The 20,620-nt window shown below is 56.9% G+C and carries 18 protein-coding genes; 3 read left to right on the top strand and 15 right to left on the bottom strand.

Annotation, left to right across the window (positions count from 1 at the left end; all coding sequences use genetic code 11):
* The first annotated feature begins 3 nt into the window (after positions 1 to 3).
* Together GGQ73_RS02175 and GGQ73_RS02170 are read left to right on the top strand one after the other, a co-directional pair.
* Complete coding sequence (locus GGQ73_RS02175; protein WP_174154741.1) at positions 4 to 1,248, top strand: type III PLP-dependent enzyme; 1,245 nt, start codon at positions 4 to 6, stop codon at positions 1,246 to 1,248.
* Between the two features lie 13 nt (positions 1,249 to 1,261).
* Positions 1,262 to 2,428 (top strand): DMT family transporter, encoded by a 1,167-nt coding sequence (locus tag GGQ73_RS02170; protein ID WP_183893592.1) that lies wholly within the window; start codon positions 1,262 to 1,264, stop codon positions 2,426 to 2,428.
* 121 nt (positions 2,429 to 2,549) lie between these two features.
* Here the strand turns inward: GGQ73_RS02170 and uxuA are convergent, their stop codons facing one another.
* From uxuA to tkt, 6 genes are all read right to left on the bottom strand, one after another.
* A complete protein-coding gene (gene uxuA, locus GGQ73_RS02165) occupies positions 2,550 to 3,746 on the bottom strand; it encodes a mannonate dehydratase (RefSeq protein ID WP_183893590.1) in 1,197 nt (398 codons plus the stop codon).
* Between the two features lie 187 nt (positions 3,747 to 3,933).
* The gene (locus GGQ73_RS02160; RefSeq protein ID WP_183893588.1) at positions 3,934 to 4,779 is read right to left on the bottom strand and encodes an amidohydrolase family protein; all 846 of its coding nucleotides are present in this window, start codon (positions 4,777 to 4,779) and stop codon (positions 3,934 to 3,936) included.
* The gene (locus GGQ73_RS02155; protein WP_183893586.1) at positions 4,776 to 5,792 is read right to left on the bottom strand and encodes an aldo/keto reductase; all 1,017 of its coding nucleotides are present in this window, start codon (positions 5,790 to 5,792) and stop codon (positions 4,776 to 4,778) included. Before GGQ73_RS02155 ends, GGQ73_RS02160 begins: the two co-directional genes overlap by 4 nt.
* A 12-nt stretch (positions 5,793 to 5,804) precedes the next feature.
* Positions 5,805 to 6,137: a hypothetical protein gene (locus GGQ73_RS02150; protein ID WP_183893584.1), complete on the bottom strand. Its 333-nt coding sequence runs from the start codon at positions 6,135 to 6,137 to the stop codon at positions 5,805 to 5,807.
* Positions 6,138 to 6,273: 136 nt separating this feature from the next.
* Entirely contained in the window at positions 6,274 to 7,293 is a 1,020-nt protein-coding gene (locus GGQ73_RS02145; RefSeq protein ID WP_183893582.1) for a DUF808 domain-containing protein, read from the bottom strand.
* Between the two features lie 215 nt (positions 7,294 to 7,508).
* Complete coding sequence (gene tkt, locus GGQ73_RS02140) at positions 7,509 to 9,554, bottom strand: transketolase (RefSeq protein ID WP_183893580.1); 2,046 nt, start codon at positions 9,552 to 9,554, stop codon at positions 7,509 to 7,511.
* A 259-nt stretch (positions 9,555 to 9,813) separates the two neighbouring features.
* Here tkt and gnd point away from each other — a divergent pair, with 259 nt between their 5' ends.
* Positions 9,814 to 10,848: a phosphogluconate dehydrogenase (NAD(+)-dependent, decarboxylating) gene (gene gnd, locus GGQ73_RS02135; protein ID WP_183893578.1), complete on the top strand. Its 1,035-nt coding sequence runs from the start codon at positions 9,814 to 9,816 to the stop codon at positions 10,846 to 10,848.
* Between the two features lie 34 nt (positions 10,849 to 10,882).
* Here the strand turns inward: gnd and GGQ73_RS02130 are convergent, their stop codons facing one another.
* From GGQ73_RS02130 to GGQ73_RS02090, 9 genes are all read right to left on the bottom strand, one after another.
* Positions 10,883 to 11,770 (bottom strand): ribokinase, encoded by an 888-nt coding sequence (locus tag GGQ73_RS02130; RefSeq protein ID WP_183893576.1) that lies wholly within the window; start codon positions 11,768 to 11,770, stop codon positions 10,883 to 10,885.
* The gene (locus GGQ73_RS02125) at positions 11,767 to 12,642 is read right to left on the bottom strand and encodes a MurR/RpiR family transcriptional regulator (protein WP_174154761.1); all 876 of its coding nucleotides are present in this window, start codon (positions 12,640 to 12,642) and stop codon (positions 11,767 to 11,769) included. Before GGQ73_RS02125 ends, GGQ73_RS02130 begins: the two co-directional genes overlap by 4 nt.
* On the bottom strand, positions 12,639 to 13,616 hold the full coding sequence (locus tag GGQ73_RS02120; protein WP_183893574.1) for an ABC transporter permease: 978 nt from the start codon (positions 13,614 to 13,616) through the stop codon (positions 12,639 to 12,641). The genes GGQ73_RS02125 and GGQ73_RS02120 overlap by 4 nt, the downstream gene beginning before the upstream one ends.
* A 16-nt stretch (positions 13,617 to 13,632) precedes the next feature.
* The gene (locus tag GGQ73_RS02115; protein ID WP_183893572.1) at positions 13,633 to 15,159 is read right to left on the bottom strand and encodes a sugar ABC transporter ATP-binding protein; all 1,527 of its coding nucleotides are present in this window, start codon (positions 15,157 to 15,159) and stop codon (positions 13,633 to 13,635) included.
* 58 nt (positions 15,160 to 15,217) lie between these two features.
* Positions 15,218 to 16,282, bottom strand: coding sequence for a sugar ABC transporter substrate-binding protein (locus GGQ73_RS02110; RefSeq protein ID WP_183893570.1), 1,065 nt, complete (start codon positions 16,280 to 16,282; stop codon positions 15,218 to 15,220).
* A 90-nt stretch (positions 16,283 to 16,372) separates the two neighbouring features.
* The gene (locus GGQ73_RS02105; RefSeq protein WP_174155381.1) at positions 16,373 to 17,344 is read right to left on the bottom strand and encodes a sugar phosphate isomerase/epimerase family protein; all 972 of its coding nucleotides are present in this window, start codon (positions 17,342 to 17,344) and stop codon (positions 16,373 to 16,375) included.
* Between the two features lie 216 nt (positions 17,345 to 17,560).
* A complete protein-coding gene (gene rbsK / locus GGQ73_RS02100; RefSeq protein ID WP_183893568.1) occupies positions 17,561 to 18,481 on the bottom strand; it encodes a ribokinase in 921 nt (306 codons plus the stop codon).
* Positions 18,482 to 18,499: 18 nt separating this feature from the next.
* Complete coding sequence (locus GGQ73_RS02095; protein WP_412762946.1) at positions 18,500 to 19,360, bottom strand: carbohydrate ABC transporter permease; 861 nt, start codon at positions 19,358 to 19,360, stop codon at positions 18,500 to 18,502.
* A 73-nt stretch (positions 19,361 to 19,433) separates the two neighbouring features.
* Positions 19,434 to 20,543 carry a carbohydrate ABC transporter permease gene (locus GGQ73_RS02090; protein ID WP_183893566.1) on the bottom strand — a complete coding sequence of 370 codons (1,110 nt, stop codon included), beginning with the start codon at positions 20,541 to 20,543 and terminating at the stop codon, positions 19,434 to 19,436.
* Positions 20,544 to 20,620 lie beyond the last annotated feature (77 nt).

The following is a 20,620-nucleotide window of genomic DNA, read 5'->3' as shown; positions in this document are numbered from 1 at the left end:
ACTATGAACGCGCAGAGCTTACGCCTCCTCGATCTCGATCAGGCCAATCCTACCGACACATTGCCACAGACCATCGAAACCGCTCTGTCTCCGGCCGAGAGCAAGCGTCGTTCAGGTCCACCTCTGGAAGTTTTCGAGAGCGTGGATGCGATTATTTCGGACCTTCGTCCGACGGAGCCGGTCTTTTGCCTGCAACCCTCAAAAATCAGACAGGCCGCCAAGCGCTTCAGTGTTTTTCCGGGTCGCCCGCTTTATGCCGTCAAATGCAATCCTCATCCTTTTGTTCTGGAGACCCTCTTTCAGGCCGGTATAACGGATTTCGACGTGGCATCACTTGAGGAAGTGCGCCTTATTGATCGCCTGTTCGGCAGCTCGGCCGGTCAGTTCTTCAACAACCCGGCCAAATCACGCCCGGCGATCCGTACCGCCTCTTTCAATCACGGCATCCGTTTCTACACAGCAGACTGCGAAGAAGAAATTGAGAAGATCTTCCAGGAAGCGGATTTCGACAGCGATCTCATGGTTGCCGTTCGCCTAGCCACCAAGCCAGCCGATGCGCGCTATGTCCTTTCAACAAAATTCGGTGCACAGCCCGATGATGCGGCGCGGATGCTCAAGATCATCCAGAAGCGCGGGGCAAAGGCAGGCATTTCCTTTCATGTCGGCTCGCAATGTCTCGCTCCGGAAGCGTTCTCGGCAGCCATTACCCTTGCGTCGAAAGTGTCCCGTGCCGCAGGCGTGCCACTGAGCGTGCTCAACGTGGGTGGTGGTTTTCCGGCGGCCTATCCGGGAGACCGGGTGCAGGGTCTGGAACATTACTTCGCACAAATCGTGCATGCCCGTCGCGGTATCGATCTTCCGCATGGCTGCATCGTGCTGTGCGAGCCGGGACGCTCTCTTGTTGCTGAAGCCGGAACGACCATCGTTCAGGTCGTGGTTCGCCGCGACCGGGCGATCTACATCAATGATGGTGTCTTCGGGACTTTGCAGGAACTGACCCATCCCAAGGAAACACGCCCCATTCGGCTGATCCGTCATCACGCCCGGCCCGCTGCTCCCATGGCCAGTTTCAAGGTTTACGGCCCGACTTGCGATTCCAACGACGTGCTTGGCGCTCCACTGACATTGCCGAATGACGTTCAGGAAGGTGACTGGATCGAAATCGGTATGATGGGTGCCTATAGCCTGTCGATGCGGACCCACTTCAACGGGTTCCATGCCGACAAAATCGTCGTGCTGGGCGAGTAGGCTCAAACATCTTATGATCACCACCCCAAAGCGCGTCGGTCGTTTGACAGCTTCTTTGATCGGCGCCGTCGGGGTTATTCTCTGGGCGACGGAAACGATGCTCGTCACTTTGACGACATCGATCCCGCCTCTTCAAACGGTCGCGCTGGCGTTCATGTTTTCGGCGGCAATGTCGCCTGCCGTGTGGTTGCTGACCGGAAGCCATCCTCTCGAGGCGTTTCGGCAGCCCATACGTGTGTGGGTATTCACCGTCGTTTCTCTGGTGGGCTATCATAGCTGCATCTATTATGCCACGCAGCAGGCGCCACCCGCCGCTGCCGCTCTGCTGCAGTCCACCACCCCTTTGATGATCGTGCTGGGCTCTGCCTTCCTCCCGGGCGAGCGGCTGCGATGGTGGCATGTTGTCGGAGCCCTCCTGGGTTTTGTCGGTGTCACGATGCTGGTCGAAACCGGCGGCGAAGGGGCTTCAACAGGTTCATCGTTTTTCTATCTCGCGTTGATCGGCGTCGCAGCAGGCCTGTGGGGCCTTTATTCCGTGATTGCGCGCACCTTGCCGGATGTGCCGTCATCGACGCTTGGTGTATTTTACGCTGCTTCAGCTGTGATCACATTTGCAGCGCACTTCCTGCTTGAAACGTGGGTCCCGCCGCAGCCAATCGAGTGGTTTGCGGTCGCAGCTCTCGGTATTTTTCCGATGGGTCTTGCCATCTACTTTTGGGATTTCGGCCTCAAGCGGGGCGATATTCAGGCGCTGGGTGCATTCTCCTACGTCGAACCCTTTATCGGCGCTGTCCTCGTGGCCGTGTTTACGGGCGCGGCGCTGAGCTTGTCCCTGTTCTGGTCAGGTCTTCTTGTCGTAACGGGTGCGGTGATTGCCAGCGCGGGTCTGTGGAAAAAATCGCAGACGACGTTCCCCGCGATTGCTTCCTCAGCCCTGCCCGAAACCTGGCTGACCTCTGTAAGCACCATCGCGTCTCGAACCGACCTTCTTGACGTGACGAACCGTGTCGTGACGAGACTGGTATTGATCGGTCGGGACTACGACAATCCACGTTCCCATGATCGTGAGATGAAGGAACTGCTTTTCGCACTCGGCTGTCTCGTCCAGATATGGGATGAACTGGAATCAGAACATGACGACAATGCACAGCCAAGCCCTTCCTGCACACTGGTTGCATGACGGAAATGGCGGCATGCAACCTCACAGAGGCCATCTTGGAGCCAGAGGCAGTCGTTCATCTCTCCACTCTCCAAATATGACACATAGGGTGGACGAGCACAGAGTATAGTCTGGTCATGGTCTATACTCGGCCGAATTGCGGATGACGAAGCGTGCGCTCGATGCCACGCAGTTCGGCCAAACCTTTCAGGCGGCCAATGGCAGGGTAGCCGGGTTGCGCGCCCCGGGTCTCATCATCCAGAATTTCCTGTCCGTGGTCAGGCCGCATGGCAATACGATGGTCTTCACGACCTTCCGCGCGTCTGCGCTTTTCCTCCTCCAGCAGCGCCGCCATGACCGCTACCATATCGGTTGCTCCTTCGAGATGCTCGTCCTCGAAAAAGGAGCAGGGCGTGGCGTCGGTCTCGCGTGTCACATTGCGCAGATGCACGAAATGGATACGATCTGCGAAGGTTTTTGCGATGAGCGGCAGATCATTATCGGCGCGCGCGCCAAGTGAGCCGGTGCACAGCGTGACGCCATTGAAACGACTCTTCACCTGGTCAAGCATATACGTATAATCGGCCTGCGTAGAAAGAATGCGGGGCAGACCGAGGAGCGGCCAAGGCGGATCATCGCCATGGGCACAGATGTTGATGCCAACCGCCTCTGCGACCGGCACGACCTCAGACAGAAAATCGACCAGGTTGGATTGCAGCCGCGACCGATCAACACCCTGATAGGTCCGCAGTTTTTCCAGAAGCTGGTCCAGCGTGTAGCCATCCGCCGAACCGGGCAACCCTGCGCTGATGTTTTGTGCGAGCGCGACAGTCCTTCTATCCGGCATTGCGGAAAAGCGCTTCGCCGCCTCTTCCACCAACCACGCAGGATAATCGTGCTTGGCGTCGGGACGTTTCAGGATGTGAATGTCAAACGCTGCGAAGTCTGTCAGGTCGAACCGCATGGCCTTCGCGCCATGACGTGTTTCCCAGCGCAAATCGGTCCGCGTCCAATCCAGAATCGGCATGAAATTGTAGCAGACGGTGCGGATACCGCTGGCAGACAGACGGCGCAGGGTCTCTTGCCAATTCGCGATGTGAGCTTTCCAGTTGCCGGTCTGTGTTTTGATGTCTTCTGAAACCGGCACGCTTTCCACCACATCCCAATAAAGACCACCAGCCTTGATGGCTTCGTGGCGCATGATGATGTCATCCACAGGCCAGACGGCACCGGTCTCGATGTGATGAAGCGCACTGACGATCCCTTCAGCCCCGGCCTGCGCGGCGTCGCGTACCGTTACCTTGTCCACCGGACCGAACCAGCGCCATGTATATTTCATGTCTCGAAATCCTCCTCTGTAAACTTTGCATGGAACGCGACGGACTGCCCTCCCGCTGAACAATGATTTTCAGCGCACCCGGGTGCTGGTTCCTATATGGCAGCGCCTTTTCAGCCTGATCGAAAGAAAAACCAGTCGTAATGCGCGTCAACCGTATGAGGGCCGGGGATGTCTGGCTGAACATGGCCTAAGGCACAAAGACAGATGGCTGGATGCCGGACAGCCGATAAAAGGATTGGGCGTTCTTTCCGAAGACTGCTGCCTTATCGGCATCAGGGACGATATCTCGGCATTCTTCAAACCAGGATCGGTAATCGGACACGAGAGTGAGAACTGGCCAATCGCTCCCCCAGATCGTTTTTCGGGTCCCGAAAAGCTCGAATATGGTTTCAGCATAGGGCCTGACAGCAGCGAGCCGACGATTGCCATCCGCCTCGGTCAACAGGCCGGAGAGTTTGCAATGGACATTCGGCAACATCGCCAATTCCGACATCGCCCGTCGCCACGCAACGAGATGGCCTTGCGCTATGAAAGGTTTCGCGCCGTGATCGATGACGATACGCAAATCTCGGTGGCGCTGCGCAAACTTCAGAAGAGGACCAAAATGTCGAGGTGTCACCAGTGCGTCGAATGACAAATCATGTCTCACCAATGCATCTATTGCCGGAGTAGCCTTCGGGTCAAGAATCCAGTTGGTGTCATCGATGTCCTGAAGCATCGGACGAATGCCTTTAAACTTCGGATGTGTCGCATAGTGATCAAGACGCTGAACGGTCACGGGATCGATAAGGTCGACCCACCCGACGACACCAAGGATGGATGGTACCGATTGCGCAAGCTCAAGGAGAAAGTCCGTATCCTCGGCCCGACCAAGCGACTGCACGACAACGGTTCCGTCAACGCCGTCCGCTTCGAGGCAGGGCTGCAAATCCTTCGGCTCGAAATCACGATGAATCGCAGTAAGCTCGGCAGGAGGCCAAGCCCCTTCCCTTGACCTCATCAACCAATAGTGCTGATGAGCGTCGATGATCATGGCCTGTCACCTGTGGGGAGTGGCGTGCCATCGACGAAAATCCCGCGACCTTGCAAGTCCTTCCAGATGGAAACCGGAATGCTCTCCTCAAACCAGGCGATATTACTCTTGATCTGGTCGGCATTGCGCGCTCCCGACACAACACTGACGACCGCAGGGTGTGCTGCCGCAAACTGCAGAGCGACGGCTGGCAGCGATACACCGGCGTCCCGGCACATTCCGTCAAGCACATCCACCCGCTCCAGAAGATGCGCAGGCGCGTCCGCGTAGTTAAACTTGCGGTTTCCTGCCAGAAGACCGGAATTGAAAACTCCCGCTATGACGACACCCACACCGCGTTCAACGCAACGGTCGAGAACCGCGAGGCTCCCCTGCTCTAACGCGGTGTAACGACCGGCAAGCATCGCGATATCCAGATCGAAGACGTCCATGGTCTGATTGATGATCTCAGCGTCGTTGACACCCAGCCCCACGGCTTTGGTAGATCCCTCACGACGAAGGTTTTCAAGCGCCCGAAACCCGCCACCCGTTGTGATCTGGTTCCAGTAGTGGTCGTGTTCGTCGCCATGCTGTGCGGCACCGATGTCGTGCACGTAGAGAATATCCGGCGCCAGAATTCCCAGTCGTGACTGGCTCGCTTCGAATGACCGCATGATGCCGTCATAGGTGTAGTCGAACACGGGTCTGAATGGTAGAGGATCGACAAAATCGTTCTCATGGTCTCCAACGGATGCATCCGGCGTCATCACCCGCCCGACCTTGGTACTGACGACATAGTCTTCTCTCGCATGCTCGCCAAGCATGGTGCCAAGACGGAGTTCTGACCGGGTAAATCCGTAATAGGGCGCTGTGTCGAAATAGCGGACATCTGCATTCCAGGCGGCATCGAAGGTCGCCTTGGCTTCATCATAGGGTGTGACCCGATAGAGGTTTCCCATCTGCGCGCAGCCAAGGCCGAACACGGGGATATCAAGCTCCACCCTTGGAAGTCTGCGCCGGTCCGATACCTTCATATCCTGCCTTTTTTACGCCAGACGACGCCCAGATCGAGATGGGCGTCGTGGGTTGATCCACCTAGTGAGAACGGATTTCGCTTCGGTTTTGTCGATAACCTTGAGGAGGATGTGAACGGTGATCGCTGTCAAAATCCCGCCCCTGCCGCCGTCCTTGATCAGCAACAATCTGCCAGCTCGGTTTTTGCTCAAGACCGCACGCGTTTTATCCTGTCTCAGGTTGAACGTTGCATCGTCTAAAGCGGAAACGCCGGGAAATTCCGTCGCGATATCGTTATGCTGAAAAATAACGTCATGAGAGCTGACGACAGCAGCCGCTCGACAATTGACTTGACCGGCCGCCATGCTCTTCCTCCATTGCCTGCGCAATCGCCTCCCCGCTGCGCAGACAATGGAATTTTAGACTTGCGGATAAATTGGTCAAGCCAATTGATGTCTTGGTGGAGACGTTTGCCGAGACGATCGAGCGCCGATTGGGTTCTCAGTTTTTTTCCGCAGAAGTTTCTTTCCTGACGCGCCTTGGGAGAAGCGACTTTAAAAGGCCCCATGTCGGCGACACGATATAGGTCGCTGCCGGGATGGCGATGAAGCCGACGATAATGCCCACGACGCCCGCACCGGCAGCCTCGACAAACCAGGACGCGATGGAGGCAACTGAAGGAACGGCTTGAGAGACGGCATGTCCTGCCGCCTCAATCAGATGCGCAGGAGCCTCTATGCCGAATGTTTCCAACCCGTGCACGACTATACCCCCACCCACCCAGATCATGGCGGCGGTACCAACCACGCCCAGGATTTTGAGAAAATACGGCATCGCGACCACGATGCCGCGTCCGAAGCCTCTCGCAATCGATCCGATGGTAGAGTTCGATTTCACCTGTGCCAACATGAGGCCGAAGTCGTCCGCCTTTACGATCACAGCCACGCCACCATACACGAGAGCGGTGATGCCCAGACCCACAGCTGCAAGAATAAAAGCTTGCGAAATGACGCTGCCCGGATCAAGCGCGCCGAGCGTTATCGCCATGATTTCAGCCGACAGGATGAAGTCGGTCTTGATCGCACCGGCAACTTTCGCATCCTCGAGTGCCTGTGGGTTGACGCTTGCCGTTTCCAATTTCGACTCATGCGCTTCCGCCGCATGGGGAACGACAAGCCCATAGACCTTTTCGGCACCTTCATAGCAGAGGTAGAGGCCGCCGAGCATCAATAGCGGAGTGATCGCCTGCGGTGCGATCAGACTGAGCACAAGAGCGACCGGAAGCAGGATCAACAATTTGTTCTTCAGAGAACCCAGTGCGATCTTCCAGATGATCGGCAATTCGCGAGCGGGTGAAAACCCGGTCACGTAGCGGGGCGTCACTGCGGCGTCATCGATGACAACCCCTGCGGCCTTGGCGCCAGCCTTGGCAGCCTGACCAGCGATGTCGTCCAGAGACGCTGCCGCAACTTTGGCAAGAGCTGCGATGTCATCGAAAAGGGCGATCAGTCCGACACTCATGAGCGCCTCCGTTTATCAGAAAAATTCAGGCCGCTTGAGCCAAAAATCTTAGTTGTTGAAGAATGTTGGCCCGGCAGATTTGCGAAAACCTGCCATGCCACACTTTATATCGCAAGAACAGGCAGGTGTCGGCGATCGCTCCAAGCAATGCGGGATAGAGATCTGAAGAATTCCGTCGTCGCGCCGCGTGAAGTGTTGGCGCGGCAACGGTCATATCAGCCTTCCAGTTGCTTGATCACAGCCCGCGCAGCAGCGACAACGGCTTCGGTGGTGATGCCGAATTTCCGGTAGACATCATCAATCTTGCCTGATGCGCCAAAACGATGCATGCCGACAAACTTCCCGTCGATGCCGATATATCGGTCCCAGGAATCCTGCACAGCCGCTTCGACGGCAACGCGGGCGCGTGTCTCGCCGACAACTGAACGCTGATAGGCGCTGTCTTGCTTTTCGAACAACAACCTGCATGGCATGGAGACAACGGCGGTTGGAATGCCGTCCCGTTGCAGAAGATCACGGGCGTTGACGGCGAGCTGCAATTCCGAGCCAGAGGCAAAAATCGTCATTTGCCGCTCGCCGCCATCCGCTTCCAGAAGAACGTAACCTCCCCGGGCCGAACGATTTTCATCGCCAGCTTCGCCTCTCAGCAAGGGCATCGGCTGACGGGAGAGAGCAATCAAAGCCGCCTGTCGTGGCGCGTCCAATATGGCCTCCCAGCACTCGGCCGTCTCGATGGAATCGCCGGGGCGATAGACAGCAAGCTGTGGAATGGCGCGACGGGCGCTGAGATGTTCGATGGGCTGATGAGTTGGACCGTCTTCTCCCAGACCGATGGAATCATGGGTCATCACGAAGATGGTTCGAATCTCCATCATGGCAGCCAACCGAATGGCCGGACGGCAGTAGTCGGAGAATGTCATGAACGTTCCACCGTAGGGGATAAGGCCGCCATGCAGGGCAATACCGTTCATCATGGCCGCCATGCCGTGCTCGCGTACGCCGTAATGCACGTAGGAACCGGAAAACTCACCTGGTACGATCTCGGTCTGGTTCTTCGCCTTTGTATTGTTGGATGGCGTCAGATCAGCTGATCCGCCCAGCATTTCGGGAATAGCATCGAACAGATGATTGAGAACGATGCCGCTGGCCTGTCGGGTTGCAAGATCCTTCTCGCTTTTTGCCAGCTCTGCCTTCGCGCCTGTTATCGCTGTGCGCCAGCCGGCAGGAAGCTCTCCGTCCATACGGCGTTTGAAGTCTTCAGCCACCTCGCTCTTCGTCTGGGCGAGCCGCTTTGTCCACGCCTGCTGTGCCGAACGACCCTTGGCACCAATCCTGCGCCAGTCGTCGAGAAGGTTCTGAGGGATTTCAAATGGCGGTGACGACCAGTTCAACAGTTCACGCGCACCGGCGATCTCTTCCTCGCCCGGCGCGTCGCTATGCGCTTTTTGAGTGCCGGCCTTTGTTGGAAATCCAAAACCGATAATTGTGCGGCAGGAGATGAGCGACGGTTTATCGGTTACATTCCTGGCTTCGATGATCGCAGCGCGGATCGCATCCGTATCGTGCCCATCAATTTCTATGACGTGCCAGTTGGACGCGTGAAAACGAGCGGTTTGGTCATCCGATTCAGCCAGGTTGGTCGCGCCATCGATCGAGATCGAATTATTGTCAAAAAAAGCGATAAGCCGCCCCAGCTTGCGGTGCCCCGCGAAGGAGATCGCTTCCTGGCTGATGCCCTCCATAAGGCATCCGTCGCCCAGGAACACATAAGTGAAGTGGTCGACGAGATCATCCCCAAATTGCGCGTTCATAACCCTCTCGGCGAAGGAAAAGCCCACCGAGTTCGCCAGCCCCTGCCCCAGCGGTCCGGTGGTGGTCTCGATGCCTGTCGCGTGATGGTACTCCGGATGGCCTGCAGTTCGGCTGTCTATCTGGCGAAAGCGCTTGATCTCATCGAGGGTCATGTCCTCATAACCCGTCAGGTACAACAGGCTGTACAACAGCATGGAGCCATGACCGTTCGAAATGAGGAAGCGGTCACGGTCGAACCAATGTGGCTCCTGAGGGTCGAAGGTCATGAATTCGGAAAAAAGAACCGTTGCAATATCCGCCATGCCCATTGGCATGCCGGGATGGCCGCTTTTTGCGTTCTGCACGGCGTCCATTGACAAAAACCGGATGCAATTTGCAAGTTCGCGCAGATGCGGGTCACGCGGTGGCGGGACAGATTTCTGAGTTGATACGGTTGATTGATCCTGCATGGGAAAACTCCTTGGGCATGCACGCGTTCGCGGCGCCACCTCTGATAAGCCAGTTGGAGCATCAGATGTTCCAGCACTCAGCCGTCTTTCTCTGCATTCCCGACCTCAAATCGCGAGGATGGCCCTGCGCACTCCAGTCACGGAAAATACCATCGATAAGTCGCAATTGCCGATGACGTTGGTTGAACAAGTCGCGGCAAACGCTTGGCGACGCCAGCACAATTCAACAACCGAATATAACGACTTCGAGGAAAATGAGATGCAAATTGGAATGATGGGACTGGGCAGAATGGGCGCGAACATGGTTCGGCGCCTATTGAAGGGCGGCCATGAATGCGTTGTCTTCGATATCAATCCCGCAAACGTTGCCGCACTGGTCGCAGAGGGCGCCACAGGCGCGACGTCGATGGAGGATTTTGCTTCCAAACTGACGAAACCCGCCTGCGCATGGCTCATGCTCCCTGCAGCAATCACCGGGCAGAATGTGGACAAACTCGCGGCGCTGATGGCGCCGGGCGACATCATCATCGACGGAGGCAATTCATACTACCACGATGACGTCGACAAAGCAGAACAACTGCGCGCCAAAGGCATCGATTACGTCGATGTCGGCACCAGCGGCGGCGTCTGGGGCTTGGAGCGCGGTTATTGCCTGATGATCGGCGGGCCTGAGAAGGCGGTGCGCCATCTCGACCCTGTCTTCGCGACATTGGCGCCTGGCGGCAATCCACTTGATATCGAGGCCCCCAGCGAAGCGCTGAAGACAGCGCAGTTTGGCTATCTTCACTGCGGCCCCACCGGTGCAGGTCACTTTGTCAAAATGGTCCACAACGGTATCGAATACGGCATGATGGCTGCCTATGCAGAAGGAATGAACATTCTAAAAGCTGCCAATGCGGGCAAAAAGACACGGGATGTCGATGCTGAAACCAGCCCGCTGCCAACACCGCAATATTACCAGTTCGACATCGATATGGCCGCTGTCTCCGAAGTTTGGAGACACGGCAGCGTTATCAGTTCCTGGCTTCTGGATTTGACGGCGGATGCGCTGAAGCAGGACCCAGAACTCGCGTCGTACGGTGGTCGTGTCTCCGATTCCGGCGAGGGGCGCTGGACATTGAAAGCGGCAATCGACACCGGTGTGCCGACCCCCGTTTTGTCTTCAGCCGTGTTCCAGCGGTTCAGTTCCCAGGGCGAGTCCCTCTACGCAGACAAGTTGCTGTCTGCCATGCGGTTTGCCTTTGGCGGCCATCACGAAAAACCAAAATCCGATGCTGGAATGAAACCGGCCTGACCTCCCCCCAAACAGAAGAGCAAGGATCGGCAGCTTAGCTCCGGTCCTGCTCGGACGTACTGACCAACTTTGCAGCCGCCCGGTTTGCCTGGCCCAGTGCATCGATCATCGCGTGGCCGGCGGCAAGCTCGGCGGCGAGTACGCCGATAAATTCATCCCCCGCACCGTGCGTACTTTGAACCTCAACCTTTATGGCGGCAATCACGATTTCACCGCCATCTCGACTTGCATAGGCGACGCCTGCTCCGCCAGCGGTTACTACCACCTCCGGATAGGTTTGGGCGAGGATTTTGGCAGCCGTCAAAGCGCCATCCAATGTTTCCACGACCGGCGTATCTGCCAGCATTTCAGCCTCGATGGCGTTGACCACAAGGATGTCGATCAGTGGCTGGAGCGCCGTTGAAAGAACACGTGCAGGGGCGGCATTGATCAGAATGCGGCCACCGGCCTGTCTTACGGCTTTTGCTCCCGCAACGTTGGCGGCATCCGGGATTTCATTTTGCAGAACCAGAAGCGTCGTCTTTGAAAGGACCTCATGAGCTGCGGCGACATCGACCTCACCGAGTGTCAGATTGCTGCCTGAGACGATGACCGCGCCGTAGTCTCCTTCGTCATCGAAAATGGCAACGCTCATCCCCGTGGACCGGGAAGCATCACCACGGACAAAAGTGTGATCGACACCTTTACGCGCCAGATTGGCAAGGAGAAAACGGCCAAAATCGTCCTCCGCGACCGCGCCTATCATCGACGTGGACATGCCGGTGCGGGCGCAAGATACCGCCTGATTGCCACCCTTGCCGCCGAACTTGGGATGCCAAGATGTGCCCGTCACGGTCTCACCTTTTCGTGGGCGCGATGGACCCATAACAGCAATATCATAATGCAGACTGCCCAGGACGGTGACGAGCGGCGATGATGTCATGAAAGTCTATCTTTCCGTTTGGATTTGACGGCAGACATGGTCCGGTCAAGATTTGTTTCAGCCGACTGGTAGTCGCGCTGTGCAACCGCCATGAAGACGGCGTCGAGAATATTCAATTGTGCGATGCGCGCGGCGGCATTCTCACCCATCAGGGGCGATCCCTGTGCGGTGGAACAGAGAACCACATCGGCGGCCTGCGCTAGCGCGGAAGAGTTGTAGTTCGTGATCGCAATCGTTTGCGCGCCGTTGCGCTTGGCCAGCTGAAGCGCTTCGATGATCGCGGTGGTATTGCCGGAATGGGAAAAGCCGATGGCGATATCGCCGTTGGTCAACAGCGCTGCCGACATCAGCATCATATGAACATCATCGAACACGGATGCGCGAACACCGATACGCAGGAACTTGTGCGACACGTCCCGAGCGATTTGTGCAGAACCGCCGACGCCATAAAAATCCCGTTGCCTAGCGCTGTGGATGAGGTCGGCAGCCTTGTCGAAGGCCACCATATCCAGAATGGACAGTGTTTCCTCCAAGGCATTGATCGAGGTGCGAAAAACCTTCTGAACGATCTCCTGGGACGTGTCCTCAACGGACAGTTCCTGGTGCATTTCTGCCGTCGGTTGGCGATTGTACTGGCTCACCGCTGTGCGAAAATCGCGGTACCCGGAAAAGCCGAGCTTCTTGGTGATCTTCACCACCATGGCTTCCGACACGCCGGCGTCGTCAGCGATCTGCTTCAGCGACGTTTCATCGCTGAAATCACGCATCGCGAAAACGGTATCCACGACCTTTGCTTCGAGCGCTGTCAGCAAGGGCATCATCATGCGAATGCGCGGGCCGACTGTCTTCGTGTCGAAGCTTTCCGAATTCATTCTCTTCCCCTTGTCGCACGATCAATCATCATGGCGACGAGGATTATAAGGCCAGTGGCGAGCAGTTGATAGAAGGCCTGAACATTCATCAACGTCAAACCGTTGCGCATTGCACCCAAGATGATGGCGCCCAGTATCGTACCGAGAATGCTGCCTTTCCCGCCCATCAGGGACGCACCACCAATAGCCGCGGCCGCGATGGCATCCAATTCCCACAGGTTTCCAAGAATAGGTTCGGCAGCCCCCAGACGACCAATGAGAATGAGAGAGGCAAGTGCAGCCAGACCACCGGAAATGACATAGGCCGTAATCTTGGTGCGGGCGATCGGAACGCCTGCGACATAGGCAGCCTCTTCATTGCCGCCAACCGCCATCAAATACTCGCCAATCGGCGTTTTCTTGAGCAATATCCATGCGGCAATGGCAACAACGGCAACGATCAGCACCGGCGTCGGGATGCCGAAGAGATTGCCGTTAAAGAGAGACCGGAACCCCGCTGGAATCCCGAGAACGGGATTGCCACCGGTGTAGATCAACGCGATGGCGCGATAAGTGCTGAGTGTTCCCAGCGTCACGATGAAAGGTTGCAGGCCCACATAGGCAACCAGCACGCCATTGATCAAACCGCAGAGAACGCCAACGCCGAGACCTGCCAGAATGGCAAGCGGGATCGGTGTACCCGCCACAAGCAGGCTGGCGGTAACAACAGCAGAGATTGCAGCTGTGGGGCCAACCGACAGATCGATGCCCCCGGAGATGATGACCAGCGTCATACCGAGTGCCAGGCACGCATTGATGCTGGACTGCTGGAGAATGTTGACAAGATTTCGCTCGGAAATGAACCCCGGAACGAGGGCTGCAAACACCGCCATGATGACGACGAGGCCGATCAACGTCCCTGCATCGCGAAGCGAAAACGAGAAGCGACGGAAGGCGGGGCCGGAGTTGGGCGTGACATTGGAAGTGCTGGTCATGGATGGTCCTGTCCGTTCATACGGGTCGCGCAATGCGCGCGTCGTCCGCATCGGCATTCGCCCCTGGAATGGCATGCGCGACAATCGCGCTTTCGCTCAGTTGATCACGTGGAATATCTGCCGCAATCCGCCCTTCCCGCATGACCAGCACGCGATCCGAAAGGCGGATAACCTCGGGCAGCTCGGAGGATACGACGATGATGGAATGACCTTCCCGGGCGAGGTCTTCGATCAGATGATAGATTTCTGACTTGGCCCCCACATCGATGCCGCGGGTCGGCTCATCGAACAGCAGGATTTGTGATTTGGCCGCCAGCCAGCGCGCAATGATGGCCTTTTGCTGGTTACCGCCGCTGAACAACCGGATCGGACGATCCAGCTGGAAGGGCCGCAGGTTAACGCGCTTCAAAAAGTCCTGTGCGGTCGCGCGCAGTTTCGAATTGCTGATCATCCCGCCGGATGAAAACGTGCCAAGCGAGGCCAGTGCCATATTGGTGGCAACGGGGCGCAGGGGAATGATACCCTCCCTTTTACGCTCTTCCGGCACCAGACCGATGCCAGAGGCGATTGCATCGCGTGGATTGGAGAAGCTCTGTTCTTTCCCGTCAATGACAATCGAACCGGCGCTCAGGCGATCGACACCAGCCAGCAAGCGCAGGAGTTCCGTGCGCCCGGAGCCGACCAACCCGGCGATACCAAGGACTTCACCCTTGTGCAGGCTGAAGGACACATCGCGAATTCTGGTCGCTGACGACAGATTTCTGGCTTCGAGCTTGACGGTATCGGTCACGAAGGAATTATGGTGTTCCTGCATCAATTCGCGACCGACCATCTTGGCGATCACGTCCTTTTCCGAAACCGTGGCGAGATCCACGATATCAACCAGCTTGCCATCGCGCATGATGCTGGAGCGTTGGCAGATGCGAAAGACCTCATCCATCTTGTGCGATACATAGATGATCGATACGCCGGTTTTGGATAGGCTGGCGATGACCTCTGCCAGTCGGTCGAACTCGCTGGGCGTCAGGCTCGACGTCGGCTCATCCATGGCGATGACCTTCGCTTTGTCGAGAAGCGCTCGGCCGATTTCGACGATCTGGCGCTGAGCGACCTTGAGAGATGATATCGGCGCCGAAGGATCAATGGTTTTGTCGATCATCGACAGCGCTTCTGCAGCGCGCTCTTCCTGCTCGCGGCGGGACACGAATAGGCCGCCCATATGCGTCAGCGAATGACCGAGAAACATGTTCTGGGCGACGCTCAAATGCGGGACCTGCTGAAGTTCCTGGTGGATCATCGCGATACCGGCGGCCCGGGCATCCATCGGTTTCTTGAAGGCGACAGCCTCTCCGTCCACAAAGACAGTGCCGGATGTAGGGCGAAACACGCCGGACAAAATGCGCAAAAGCGTGGATTTGCCAGCGCCGTTTTCACCGAGAAGTCCGTGGATCTCGCCGGGGACGACCTCAAACGAAACATCCGTCAATGCGTTTACGCCGGGAAAGCTCTTGGAAATCGTCTCGAATCTCAGTCTCGGCGTCATCGCTCAATCTCCTGCTTGATGGGGATGCCGGCAGAACCGGCCTCCCCCTTCGCGTTCTTTACTTTGCAGTCTTGGCGTCTTCCATCAGAACGGCGCGCACATCGACGCCCGTGCCCTGATAGCGGCTGAGATTATCGGCAGTGATCAACGCCTGCGGGGTGGCCACCACGCGCGGCAATTTTTGACCAGCGACGAGGCGCAGTGCTGTTTCCAGCGCGACTTCACCTGTCAGAACCGGGAAGCTATCGACTGTGCCGGTCAATTCGCCAGCCTTGATCGAGGCATAGGCATCAGAGATGCCATCCGTACCGAAGACTGCGACCTTGCCGGCAAGACCCGCAGCCTTGACGGCTTCGACAATACCAAGCGCCATGCCGTCATTGTTGGCGTAGAAGCCGATCAGGTCGGGGTGCTGGTTGAGGATGTTGGTCGCTGCGTCATAGGATGTCTGACGATCCCAGTTGCCAGGAACGCTGGCGACGACCTGAAACTTGCCACCTTCGCTGATGGTCGACTTGAAACCATCGGTGCGCTGGACGGCCGCGTAAACACCGGCCTGCCCTTCAACAATAGCGACCTTGCCGCCCTGCGGACGGTTCTGAATGAACCACTTGGCAACGCGTACGCCGTTGTCGCGCTGCACGTTACCGACATAATGTTCGGCCTGCGGGATGACGGCATCGTTGACGTTGACGACAGGAATATTGGCTGCCTTGGCCTGTTCGATGACCGGCTGCAAGTTGGCATCCGTCTGTGGCGATACCAGCAGGACGTTATAGCCCTGCGTGATCATGCCCTCGGCAATGGTAAGCTGGCCGAGTTGGTCACCTTCGCTCTGGGCCGCTTGGTAAGCAACTGGTACATTGACCTTCTTTCCGAACGCCTCATAGCCCAGACCCAGGGAGCGCCAATATTCGTTGGTCAGCGTCTTGGACACCGCTCCGGCCTTCGTACCCTCTGGCATTTTTGGGAACGGGCCAAGCTTGGCTTCGAGCTGCGACCAGTCCATGCGGTCTTTTTCCGTGTCGGAATTGAGCGGTGCAAGTTCCTGCGCGAAAGCGGCGCTGAACAGAAAGCTGGCGGCAAGCCCCGCAGCAACGGTCGTCTTCAAAAAGGTCTTCATCGGTTTCCTCCCGGATGGTGTTGTTTTCGGCAAACCTTCGGCCTGCCTTTGGTGAAAGGTTCAGATTTAGAAAAAGTCAGCGGTTTTGCTTCAGCCGAGCATAAGCTCCTGAATGACCGCCTGGGCCGAGACGGCGTCCTGCCGCTCTACGGCACCGGACAGGCGATTGTCCTGATCGATACGATCAACGACTTTCAGCATGCGCTTGACGGTCTGGATGTTCACTTCGCACTCGTGAACGGGGTCTAGACCTGTCATATCCGGGAACGTATCGAAGTAGATCGCGCCATCGTAGCCATCCTTGCGGATCTGCCGCAGAAGCTCGATCGTCTGCTGCGTGTGGACGGCGCCTACCATCAGGCCGTCGTCGCGCTTGGCATAACCATCATTGAGATGAACACCGAGCACGCGGCTGTAACGGGCGATTAGCGCTGCGGCAAATGCAGGTTGTTCGTCGGCATAGAGAACATGCGCGAAATCCAGCGTTACGCCGAGATTGGGCATGTCAACGTCCTTGATGGCGAGAAGCGTCGTGGCGCAATCGGGCATCAGGCTGTAGGAGCGCGGCTCGTTGGGCTTGTACTCAATGCTGACGAGGCAATCCGGATCATGGGCACAAACTTCACGAATTCCGTCGATCTCGTGTTGCCATAGCGTATGGTAGTCTGCCTGGAACGCATAATCGAAGCCGTCCTGACCGAGCCATAGGGTCATGAGGTTGCTGCCCGCCGCACGGGCTGCATCGATACCCTTCTTCGTCAGGTCGATCGCCTCACGTCGCACTGCCGCATCCGGATTGGTAAAAGCGCCGATCTTGAAGGCCGGATTTGTGTAATAGCGCATTGCAAAACCATTGATCGCAAGGCCCAGATCACCAATCTGTCGGGCCAAAAGGGCTGGATCATCTGCGACGTGGTCTGGATAATTGAGATCGAGATCGGTCAATCCGTCCACCTTTGCAGCGCGCGTCGCCATCTGCAGCATCGTCGGCTTGCCGGAAAGGTCAGGCCATTCGGCCTGCGGCTTCGAGGCGAAAGAATTCAAACGTGTGGCAAATTTCAATGGGGTCAAGGCAATGGCTCACTTCAATCGTTGTTGCGACAACTTCACAAATTAATTTTATTTTGTAAAGCTATATATGTTGTGCATTGCATCAAATCGAACTTTCAACACGCTTTTCCACCGTCAGTCTGGCTCATACGGACGCGCAAATGGGCACGCAGGGCGTGTCATCGCGGATTTCATAAGTCAGAGACATGTACAGTCGGAAACGTTGTATCAGCTGGCTAGAACGGCCTCGATTTCATCGAGCGACGGCATGGCAGGGGCTGTTCCGCGCCGTGTGACGGCAATACCAGCCGCTGCACATCCAAACCGTGCAGCATCCAGTGGACTGGATCCGCGCGAAAGTGCCGCAGCAAAACCACCCACAAAGGCGTCCCCGGCACCGGTCGTATCAATGGCTGGACCGCAGTTGACGGCGGGAACATGGACGGACTGGTCTTGTGCATGAAACAACACGCCGCGCGCGCCCAACGTAATGAGCGCTATGCCGACGCCACGCGACAGCAGCACGTCACCTGCACGCCTTGCGTCCTCCAGCGTGTCAAGCGGATGACCCACGAGTGCGGCGGCTTCGGTTTCGTTCGGAACGATAAAGTCGCAAAGCGAATAGATTTCATCCGGGAAGGCATCCGCCGGAGCGGGATTGAAAATCGTCGTCACCGCTGCATTACGGGCGATTTCCAGCGCCCGGTGCGCCGCCCGTGCAGGCTGCTCCAACTGCGTCACGAAAACCTCAGATGTCTCGATGGTATCCCGTGCCGATTCGACATCATCGATATCGATCGTGCCCGCTGCACCCGCATAAACGATGATGGCGTTGTCGCCGTTCGTGTCGTTGACATAGATGAAGGCTGCGCCCGTGGGCTGATCGTCCATGATCGTCAGCTTGGCCGTGACACCGGCCTGCTCGTAAGTCTTCAGCGCAAGGTCACCGAACGTATCGCGCCCTATTTTGGAGATGAAAGAGACGTCGGCACCGGCACGTGCAGCCGCTACGGCCTGATTGGAGCCTTTGCCCCCCGGACCAACGGAAAAACCACTGCCGCTGATAGTTTCGCCAATAGCGGGCAATCGTGGTGCAAGATAAGCTGTGTCGGCAACGAAAATGCCCAGAATAGATATGCCCGACTTCATGTTGTTCTCCTCAACGCCCTATTTAACCGCCCCGGCTGTCAGGCCCTTGACGATGTAACGCTCCAGGAAAATTCCGACGAGAACAAGCGGCATGATGGCAGCTGTCGCGATCGCCGCCATGGACCACCAGTTGATGCCTTGTGAGCCGGTCTGGCTTGCCACCATCACCGGAAGCGTCTTTGCGTTGGAACTCGTCAGCAGCGCTGCGAAGAAATACTCGTTCCAGCACAGAATGACCGATAGAATGAAAGCCGCAACCATCCCCGGCAGAGCGATGGGCAAAACGATGCGCATGAAGGCACCCCATATCGAGCAGCCGTCCACCAATGCGGCCTGTTCCAGCTCGACCGGGATCGTGTCGAACTGATCCCGCATGATCCAGATGACGATGGGCAGCACCATCAGAGTGTAGACGAGAATAAGGCCAACCAGCGTATCAAGCAGCATCAGATGCTTGTAGAGGACCAGAAACGGCATTGCCAAAACAACGGGTGGCAGGATGAGCTGCGACAGGAAGAAGAAGGAGATATCCTTGTTCTTCATCCAGAGAAATTTATAGGAGAAGCGGCTGAGGCCATAGGCTGCCAGAGAGCCGATGACGACAGCAAGGAAAGATGCGCCCGCAGAAGCGACGATACTGTTGAAAAAGCGCCGGATGAATTCGTCTCGAACAGTAGACTGCGCAAAAATCGTATCCGGCGAAAGGCCGAGAGAACGCCAGCCTTTCCAGTCCGGCGTGAAGTCAACGAAGGGAATGAGATGTCCCTGCGTGACGTTGACAGCCGTCTTGAACGAGGTGGTGATCGTCCAGTAGATCGGAAACAGCGAAATAAACGCCCAGAAGACCAGAGCCGCGTAAATCAGCAGGCTGCTCGTCATAAATTGCGGGCGGCGTGACCACAGGCTTGGTCGTCTTGTGGATGTTTCAACAGAAGTCGCCATGGTTTTAGCCTCAATTGTCACGCTGCATCCACCGGCTCGTTCCTTTGAGGATGAGCGCGACGAAGATAATGATGATGACCAGATAAAACTCCGCCAGCATGGTTCCATAGCCGACATTGGAGCGATCGCGGTACTCACGGAAGATGAAGCTGGACACGGTGTCCGTTGCACCGCCCGGTCCGCCAGCGGTGACATTGATAACGATATCGGCGAGTTTCAACTGGAAGATGATGCGTAGGATGATGACGGTGATGCTGACCGGCAGCATCAGCGGGAAGGTGATTTCCTTGAAACTCTGCCAGCCGGAGGCACCGTCCACCTTCGCCGCCTCCTTGATTTCCGAAGGCAGCGCCTGAAGGCCTGCCAGCAGCAAGATCATCATGAAGGGAATGGACACCCAGGCATCCATTGCAATGATGGAGGAACGCGCAAGCCAGGGTGTCGCAAAGAATGCCGGATTGTCCCAGCCAAGATGGCGGGCGAGCGTTGCAGCCGGACCGAATCGGTATTCCATCAACGACTTGCCGATCATCCAGCTGACCGCGACAGGGCTCAGCATCAGTGGCAACAGAAAGGCGACGCGAAAAAATTTGCGCGCCTTGATCTCGGCGTTGAGAAGCAATGCCAGACCGAAGGCAATGGCATATTGGACCAGCACCGATAGAACATAATAGACCATGTTCAATAGTGCGTTCCAGAAATAGCGATCCGCAAACAGGGTTCGCAGATTATCGAGGCCGTTGAAACGACGCCCCGCAACCGCACTGAGATTCCAGTCGGTAAAAGCAATGTAGAGGCCGAAAACAGTGGGGAAGACTACCATGGCGACGGTGAAAAGAACAGCAGGCAGCACGAAGGCCGCCTTTTGCCCCGCCTCCCCCCGGATCAGAATCTGCGCGGCGCAGAGCGCTGTTGCCCAGATGATGTAGGCAAACAGCAGAGGTCGCCAACTGACGAGACCAAGCGTGGTGAGGCCCGCTGCCTCGAAAATCTGTAACGCAAAGACGACGAAAAGCAAAACAGTTGCCGCCAGAAGCAAAAGCTTGCCCCGTCTGACAGCGCTCGTTTTAACATGGGTCTGTTCCACCGGTTGCAGAGTTGACGTGATCGTATGCGACATGGGCAAACCTCAAGGCTGGAAAGCCGTATTCAAGCGGGCATGGCTCAGGCGGCGCGATATGGGCCGCCTGAGTCTGA

Source organism: Rhizobium skierniewicense (assembly GCF_014196515.1).
GTDB classification, from domain to species: Bacteria; Pseudomonadota; Alphaproteobacteria; order Rhizobiales; family Rhizobiaceae; genus Agrobacterium; species Agrobacterium skierniewicense.
Note: the sequence above shows the minus strand (reverse complement) of the source record. Positions and strands in the feature narration are given on the sequence as shown.

Bases quoted from the DNA above. Each gene is read 5' to 3' on its own strand.
- GGQ73_RS02170 (WP_183893592.1), top strand. From the start codon at position 1,262: ATGATCACCACCCCAAAGCGCGTCGGTCGTTTGACAGCTTCTTTGATC.
- GGQ73_RS02155 (WP_183893586.1), bottom strand. From the start codon at position 5,792: ATGAAGGTATCGGACCGGCGCAGACTTCCAAGGGTGGAGCTTGATATC.
- GGQ73_RS02160 (WP_183893588.1), bottom strand. From the start codon at position 4,779: ATGATCATCGACGCTCATCAGCACTATTGGTTGATGAGGTCAAGGGAA.
- rbsK (WP_183893568.1), bottom strand. From the start codon at position 18,481: ATGAAGTCGGGCATATCTATTCTGGGCATTTTCGTTGCCGACACAGCT.
- GGQ73_RS02150 (WP_183893584.1), bottom strand. From the start codon at position 6,137: ATGGCGGCCGGTCAAGTCAATTGTCGAGCGGCTGCTGTCGTCAGCTCT.
- GGQ73_RS02110 (WP_183893570.1), bottom strand. From the start codon at position 16,282: ATGAAGACCTTTTTGAAGACGACCGTTGCTGCGGGGCTTGCCGCCAGC.
- GGQ73_RS02145 (WP_183893582.1), bottom strand. From the start codon at position 7,293: ATGAGTGTCGGACTGATCGCCCTTTTCGATGACATCGCAGCTCTTGCC.
- GGQ73_RS02120 (WP_183893574.1), bottom strand. From the start codon at position 13,616: ATGACCAGCACTTCCAATGTCACGCCCAACTCCGGCCCCGCCTTCCGT.
- gnd (WP_183893578.1), top strand. From the start codon at position 9,814: ATGCAAATTGGAATGATGGGACTGGGCAGAATGGGCGCGAACATGGTT.
- GGQ73_RS02125 (WP_174154761.1), bottom strand. From the start codon at position 12,642: ATGAATTCGGAAAGCTTCGACACGAAGACAGTCGGCCCGCGCATTCGC.
- GGQ73_RS02130 (WP_183893576.1), bottom strand. From the start codon at position 11,770: ATGACATCATCGCCGCTCGTCACCGTCCTGGGCAGTCTGCATTATGAT.
- tkt (WP_183893580.1), bottom strand. From the start codon at position 9,554: ATGCAGGATCAATCAACCGTATCAACTCAGAAATCTGTCCCGCCACCG.
- GGQ73_RS02115 (WP_183893572.1), bottom strand. From the start codon at position 15,159: ATGACGCCGAGACTGAGATTCGAGACGATTTCCAAGAGCTTTCCCGGC.
- GGQ73_RS02090 (WP_183893566.1), bottom strand. From the start codon at position 20,543: ATGTCGCATACGATCACGTCAACTCTGCAACCGGTGGAACAGACCCAT.
- GGQ73_RS02095 (WP_412762946.1), bottom strand. From the start codon at position 19,360: ATGACGAGCAGCCTGCTGATTTACGCGGCTCTGGTCTTCTGGGCGTTT.
- GGQ73_RS02175 (WP_174154741.1), top strand. From the start codon at position 4: ATGAACGCGCAGAGCTTACGCCTCCTCGATCTCGATCAGGCCAATCCT.
- uxuA (WP_183893590.1), bottom strand. From the start codon at position 3,746: ATGAAATATACATGGCGCTGGTTCGGTCCGGTGGACAAGGTAACGGTA.